This window comes from Mesorhizobium sp. M7A.F.Ca.CA.002.04.1.1 (assembly GCF_004022805.1).
In the GTDB taxonomy this organism is placed as follows: Bacteria; Pseudomonadota; Alphaproteobacteria; order Rhizobiales; family Rhizobiaceae; genus Mesorhizobium; species Mesorhizobium ciceri.
In genome coordinates, this window is the sequence record NZ_RZPL01000333.1 from 1 (window position 1) to 5947 (window position 5947).

General features: G+C 64.6%; 7 protein-coding genes and 1 pseudogene. 6 read left to right on the forward strand and 2 right to left on the reverse strand.

Features of this window, described 5'->3' with window-relative positions; genetic code table 11:
* Nucleotides 1-48: 48 nt before the first annotated feature.
* Nucleotides 49-1314 (reverse strand): beta-ketoacyl-ACP synthase II, encoded by a 1266-nt coding sequence (gene fabF / locus ENZ75_RS18010; protein ID WP_082826620.1) that lies wholly within the window; start codon nucleotides 1312-1314, stop codon nucleotides 49-51.
* Nucleotides 1315-1358: 44 nt separating this feature from the next.
* Nucleotides 1359-1937 (reverse strand): TetR/AcrR family transcriptional regulator, encoded by a 579-nt coding sequence (locus tag ENZ75_RS18015; RefSeq protein WP_063169745.1) that lies wholly within the window; start codon nucleotides 1935-1937, stop codon nucleotides 1359-1361.
* A gap of 80 nt (nucleotides 1938-2017) precedes the next feature.
* Between ENZ75_RS18015 and ENZ75_RS18020 the strand changes: the two genes are divergently transcribed.
* The 6 genes and pseudogenes from ENZ75_RS18020 to ENZ75_RS18045 form a co-directional block, all read left to right on the forward strand.
* Nucleotides 2018-2377 (forward strand): hypothetical protein, encoded by a 360-nt coding sequence (locus ENZ75_RS18020; protein ID WP_063169746.1) that lies wholly within the window; start codon nucleotides 2018-2020, stop codon nucleotides 2375-2377.
* Nucleotides 2378-2463: 86 nt separating this feature from the next.
* Complete coding sequence (locus ENZ75_RS18025; RefSeq protein ID WP_063169747.1) at nucleotides 2464-2922, forward strand: nuclear transport factor 2 family protein; 459 nt, start codon at nucleotides 2464-2466, stop codon at nucleotides 2920-2922.
* Between the two features lie 286 nt (nucleotides 2923-3208).
* A complete protein-coding gene (locus tag ENZ75_RS18030) occupies nucleotides 3209-3988 on the forward strand; it encodes an ABC transporter ATP-binding protein (protein ID WP_024502054.1) in 780 nt (259 codons plus the stop codon).
* On the forward strand, nucleotides 3975-4706 hold the full coding sequence (locus ENZ75_RS18035; RefSeq protein ID WP_013528428.1) for an ABC transporter ATP-binding protein: 732 nt from the start codon (nucleotides 3975-3977) through the stop codon (nucleotides 4704-4706). Before ENZ75_RS18030 ends, ENZ75_RS18035 begins: the two co-directional genes overlap by 14 nt.
* Nucleotides 4703-5605, forward strand: coding sequence for a branched-chain amino acid ABC transporter permease (locus tag ENZ75_RS18040; RefSeq protein WP_024502052.1), 903 nt, complete (start codon nucleotides 4703-4705; stop codon nucleotides 5603-5605). Before ENZ75_RS18035 ends, ENZ75_RS18040 begins: the two co-directional genes overlap by 4 nt.
* Nucleotides 5602-5947, forward strand: a pseudogene (locus tag ENZ75_RS18045) (branched-chain amino acid ABC transporter permease); the annotation flags it as partial. The gene ENZ75_RS18040 and the pseudogene ENZ75_RS18045, both read left to right, overlap by 4 nt.

The following is a 5947-nucleotide window of genomic DNA, read 5'->3' on the forward strand; positions in this document are numbered from 1 at the left end:
AGATAGGCCGGGGCAAAGGGCGTCGGTCATGACTGCGTCTGGCCACCGCTAGTTCCAGCGTCTGAACAGGGCGCTGGCATTCACGCCGCCAAAGCCGAAGCCATTGGAGATCGCGTACTCCATCTCCATGGGCCGGGGTGCGTTGGCGACGAAGTCGATTCCGTCGCCGGCCGGATCGGCCTCGCCCAGGTTGAGGGTTGGCGGGGCGACCTGATCCCTGAGCGCCAGGATTGCGAAGATCGCACCAAGCCCGCCGGCCGCTCCGAGCAGGTGTCCGGTCGCCGATTTCGTGGCACTGACAGCTATCGCGAAATCGCGCCCGAACACGCTCTTGATCGCTTCGATCTCACCCAGGTCGCCGACTGACGTGGAGGTCGCATGCGCATTGAGATGACGAACGTCGCGTGGCGAAATCCCTGCCTGGGCAATCGCGATCTGCATGGCCCGGCGCGCGCCGTCGCCGTCCTCTGGCCCGGAGGTGACGTGATGGGCATTCGCCGTCGTGCCGTAGCCGACGAGCTCAGCAATCGGTTTTGCGCCGCGCGCCAACGCGTGGCTCAACGCCTCGATGACCAGCACGCCGGCCCCTTCGCCCATGACGAAGCCGTCGCGCGATGTGTCGAAAGGGCGCGAGGCTTGGGCCGGCGCCCAATTGAAGCCGGTTGAAAGAGAACGAGCGGCGGCGAAACCGCCGAGACTGACGGTGTTGATGCACGCTTCCGTTCCGCCGCACACGGCGATGTCGGCTTCGTTGGCGCGGATCAGGCGGGCGGCGTCGCCGATCGCCTGGATGCCTGCCGCGCACGCCGTCACCGGTGCGCCGAGTGGACCTTTGAAGCCATGACGGATCGAGATGTGGCCCGCCGCGAGGTTCACCAGGAAGGACGGCACCGTAAAGGGAGACAGGCGGCGGGCGCCACGCAGGTCCACCGTGCGCACCGCCTCGGTGATGGCCGGGAACCCGCCGACACCTGAAGCGATGATCGTGGCCGTGCGCAGGCGATCCGTCTCCAAGGCAGGCTTCCATTGCGCCTGCGCAAGCGCCTCTTCCGCCGCCGCCAGCGCGAAGAGAATGAACCGGTCTACCTTGCGCTGATCCTTCGCGGACAGGACGGCATCGGCATCGAAACCAGCCTCGGGGTCTTCGCCCAGGGAGGGAACCACGCCGCCAATCTTAGCCGGCAGCTCTCCCACCACATCGTCAGGAAGCCTGCGAACGCCAGACCGGCCGGCAAGCAGGCGTGACCAGGACGCTTCGACATTGGCGGCAAGGGGCGTGACCGCACCCATGCCCGTGACGACAATCCGTTCCATCTGCTCTCCTATCCTTGCTGTGCTGGCGGCGCTGCTCGCGCCGTTCAAGTAGCGACTGCTTCGCGAACCTGATCGGCCGCCGCATCCAGAAAAGCCTGCGCAAGGTCGGGGTCGTTGACGACCCGCGACAGCACGACCGCGCCGACCATCGTCGAGAGAACGGCCATTGCCTTGTTGCCGGTCTTTTCGATGTCGCCCTCGCCAACCCAACCGCCGAGCATCTCGAGGTACGCCTTGATGCCGGCTTCGAATGACGCCTTCACCTCGGCACCTTGCCTGGCGGCATCCGAGCCGAGCGCAACGACCGGGCAGCCGTCCATCTTTTCTCCGCGATGATCCATGCTGAGGTAGAATGAGATCACCCCGTCGAGCGGGTTCCCGGGATTTGCCGCGGTCGCGGCCGACCATTTGTGGGTGGCGCTTTCCATCGCCCGCCTGGACGCCAGCGCCGCCAGATCGTCCTTCGACTCGAATTGCTTGTAAAAGGCGCCCTGGGTCAGCCCGGCCCCTTTCATCAGATCCTTGAGGCCGATGCCGTCGAACCCGCGCTCCCGAAAAAGCCGGCTTGCCACATTGATCACGGTCTCACGGTTTTCCGCGGCCTGAGTGCGACTTACACGCATCGTCATCTCCTTTTTTAGATTGCATTCGTAATCTATACCCTATATAGAGGGTGAACGCAATCTAAAAAAGGACAAATGAGATGATCCGCAAAACCTTGGGCGCCTCGCTGCTGGCGGCGCTGTTTCTTGCAACCCCGGCTCTTGCCGAGGAAGCCACCATCGGGCGCCCGATCGAAGGCGGTAGCCTGCACCAGGCACACCTGGACATGGTGGTCTACTACGTTCCGGACGGCGACCTGCTTGAGGTCACCGCCACTTTCGCACCGAAGACCGGGGGTGATCCGCTGCGGGTTGTCATGGGCCTCGCCAACAGTGACTCCGTGGCGTTTTCCATACCTGGCCACCCGGGCTCGCTCTACGCGTTCTCAAGGTCCGGTGAGGAAGTGACGGTCTCGACCGAGACGGACACATCCCTGCGAGCCGACGCGACAATGCCCTGACCTGACGCGCAGACCGCGGCCGAGCGATGCTGGCCGGGGTCTCGCGTCGGAACGGCGCGCCACCGATAAGTTTGGAGAGAGGTCACATGCTTTACAGCTATTTTGTCGAGAAATCGATCCGGCAGAGCTTCGACGACGTCAACAACCATCGCTGGGATGCGGCGGTGAAGGCCATCGCGCCGCATGTCCATCACCGGGTTGGTGGCGCACACGCGCTTGGTGGCGAGCGCCACGACAAGCAGGCCCTGCGCCGGTGGTTCGAGCGCCTCGGCCGTGTTCTGCCCACTCTCCATCTCACGGTCAACCACGTGTGGGTGAAGGGCTGGCCGTGGCATACCACCGTGTTTGCCCAGTGGGATGGCACCGCTACCCTGCTCAACGGCGATACGTCCTACGTCAACCGTGGTCTCCACGTGTTCACGCTGCGGTGGGGCAGGGTTCATGCGCTCGAGGAATTCTACGATTCACAGGCGGCGGCGCGCGCTCTCGCCGCCCAGGCCGCAGCCGGCCTCGAAGAAGCTGTCGCCGAACAGACAACAAGCTAGCACAAGCGCGGTCCGAGGACGCCCAAGGTCTACGGGCCGGTGGCGCCGATCGTCTTCGTCTCGTGCCTTGCGCCCACGCACTATGCGCGCAGGCTCGAGAAGCGAGCGCTGGCGCGCTGGACTGCAGGCCCTGCATCGATGCCGGTGCTGTCGCGGCAACGGTCGAGCCGAGGCAGGCATACAGCTTTCCTCTTGGGAATAGGACTTGACATCTTGCCGTTCGAATTGTCCATTTGAAGCTTGACCGGGCCGAACGGGGCGGCGAGGGACAGGGGCAAACCGGCGGGTGGATAGACAGTCGAGTCGAGTGCTGTTGAGGACGGTCGGGCTGACAAAAGCCTTTCGAGGGCTGGTTGCCCTGCGTGATCATTCCATCGAGCTCCACGAACGTGAAATCATTGGGGTAATCGGGCCGAATGGCTCGGGCAAGAGCACGCTTTTCAACCTGATCACCGGCTTCTCCCAGCCGAATTCCGGTAGCATCGAGATGGAGGGCCGGTCGATCGTCGGCCTGCGCACATCGCAGATCGTCGCGATGGGCATCGCCCGCACCTTCCAGGGCTCTCGCCTGTTCGGCAGCCTCAGCGTCGCGCAGAACGTGCTGACGGCGGCGCAGTTGCGCCATCCTGTCGGCGCCGCCGATACCGTGCTGCGCGGTCGGCGTTATCGCGAGCGGGTGGCCGCGACCCGGCAGAAGGCCGACGAACTCCTCGACCTCATGGGCCTGACAGATCAGGCCGGCAGGGTCGCCGCGGATCTTCCCTACGGCGATCAGCGGCGGCTGGAGATTGCGCGTGCGTTGGCGACCGGCCCGCAACTGCTGTTGCTCGATGAGCCCGCTGCCGGTCTTGATTCCAACGAGACCAAGGTGTTGGCAGCGCTGATCCGGACGATCCGTGACCGCTATGGCGTAACGGTGGTCGTTGTCGAGCACGACATGGACCTGATCATGGCGCTGTGCGAACGCATCCAGGTGCTGGCGACTGGCGAGGTGATCTGCGTCGGAACACCGGAGCAGGTACGCGAACACCCGAAAGTGCGGGAGGCGTATCTTGGCCACGCCTAGCCCCGTTCTGCTCAGTGTCGAGAACCTCGAGGTCAATTTCGGCGCGGTGCGTGCGCTGAAGGGCATTTCGCTCGACGTCCATGCCGGCGAGGTGGTGGCGTTGGTGGGCGCCAACGGCGCCGGCAAGAGCACGACCTTGCGCACCATTTCCGGCCTGTCGCGGCCGCGCGGCGGCAGGATCATCTTCGATGGCAAGCCGATTGGAGGTGTCGCTCCGTCGCGCATCGTAAGTCTGGGCATCGCGCAGAGCCCGGAGGGCAGGCGCCTGTTCGGCGGCCTGACGGTGGCTGACAATCTGCGGCTCGGCGCCTGCACCCGCACCGACAAGGATGCCATCCTCAGAGACAGCGAGCGCATGTTCATGCTGTTCCCGATTCTCAAGCAGCGGCTGAAGCAACTGGCCGGCACGCTGTCGGGCGGCGAACAGCAGCAGCTTGCTTTGGCGCGCGCGCTGATGGCGGCGCCGCGCCTGCTGCTGCTCGACGAGCCTTCGCTCGGCGTTGCGCCGCTGCTGGTCCGCCATATCTTCAGCGCGCTTGCCGAACTGAAGCGCCAGGGCATGACGATGCTGCTGGTGGAACAGAACATCACGCTCGCGCTGGACCTCGCCGACCGTGCCTATGTGCTGCGCACGGGCCAGGTGGCGCTGTCTGGCCGGTCCGCGGAACTGCGCGACAGCGAACGCGTGGCGCAGGCATATCTCGGGGCGGCAACATGACCCAGCTGGACTATATCCTGCAGCAGATCGTCAATGCGGTGAGCCTCGGCAGCCTCTACGCACTGGTGGCGGTCGGTCTGTCGATCGTCTTCGGCGTCCTCAAGCTCACCAATTTCGCGCATGGCGACGTCATGATGGTAGGTGCCTTCGGGGTTGCCTTGCTGGTCGGCATCGGCGTTCCGTTCCCGGTCGCCGTGATCTGCGGCATCGCCGCAGCCGCCGCCGCCGGCTTCCTCATCGAACGCATCGCCTACCGCCCGATCCGCGACGCGCCCGACGTTGCGCGACTGCTGACCAGCCTCGCCGTCACCTACATCATCGAGAATGTCGGCATCCTGGTGTTCACCTCCTCGCCGCGCAATTTTCCACTCCCCGATATTCTCAACACCTCCTGGGAAATGTCGAACGGCGCCATCACCTTCACCAGCATCAATCTCCTGACCATCGCGCTGACCTTCGTGTCGCTGCTGCTCCTCGGCTGGTTTATCACGCGCACCACGACTGGGCTCGGCATGCGCGCCGCAGCCGAGGACATGTCGGCGGCACACCTTGTCGGTCTGAACGTCAACCGGCTGATCATCGTCGCCTTCATCGTCGCATCCGCCTATGCCGGCCTCGCCGGCATTTTGTGGGCGGCACAGGCCGGCGTGGTGCAGCCGCAGATGGGCTTCACGCCGCTCCTGAAGGCTTTCGTGGCGGCAATCATCGGCGGCTTCGGGTCGATCGCGGGCGCCCTGGTCGGCGGCTACATATTGGGCGCGCTGGAGATATTCATCGTCGCATTCCTGCCGAGCAGCGTCTCGTCCTATCGCGACGCAATCGTCTTCGCCGTGCTGATCGCCTTTCTCCTGGTGCGCCCGGGCGGGCTGCTCCAGCCAAACCGGGAGATAAAGCTGTGAGCCGGGAAGCGCGGATCACACTCCTCGTCCTCGTCGCCGTGGTGGCGGGGGCAGCTGTCGCATTCGGTGCGCCGCACGTGCTGAGCGACTATTTCGTCCGGATTATCCTGCTGATCGCGCTGAATGCAATCCTGGTGCTGGCGCTGTCGCTGAGCAACGGTTTTACGGGCGTGTTTTCGCTCGGCCATGTCGGCTTCATCGGCGCCGGCGCGTATATTTCGGGAATCCTGTCGATCCCGGTGCAGCAGAAGATGGCATTGCTGCCGCATCTGCCGGGGTTTCTGCATGCTTTCAGCCTCCCCTTCCTGCCGGCGACGCTGGTGGCAGGTCTTCTGACGGCAT

Bases quoted from the DNA above. Each gene is read 5' to 3' on its own strand.
- ENZ75_RS18025 (WP_063169747.1), top strand. From the start codon at position 2,464: ATGCTTTACAGCTATTTTGTCGAGAAATCGATCCGGCAGAGCTTCGAC.
- fabF (WP_082826620.1), bottom strand. From the start codon at position 1,314: ATGGAACGGATTGTCGTCACGGGCATGGGTGCGGTCACGCCCCTTGCC.
- ENZ75_RS18015 (WP_063169745.1), bottom strand. From the start codon at position 1,937: ATGCGTGTAAGTCGCACTCAGGCCGCGGAAAACCGTGAGACCGTGATC.
- ENZ75_RS18040 (WP_024502052.1), top strand. From the start codon at position 4,703: ATGACCCAGCTGGACTATATCCTGCAGCAGATCGTCAATGCGGTGAGC.
- ENZ75_RS18020 (WP_063169746.1), top strand. From the start codon at position 2,018: ATGATCCGCAAAACCTTGGGCGCCTCGCTGCTGGCGGCGCTGTTTCTT.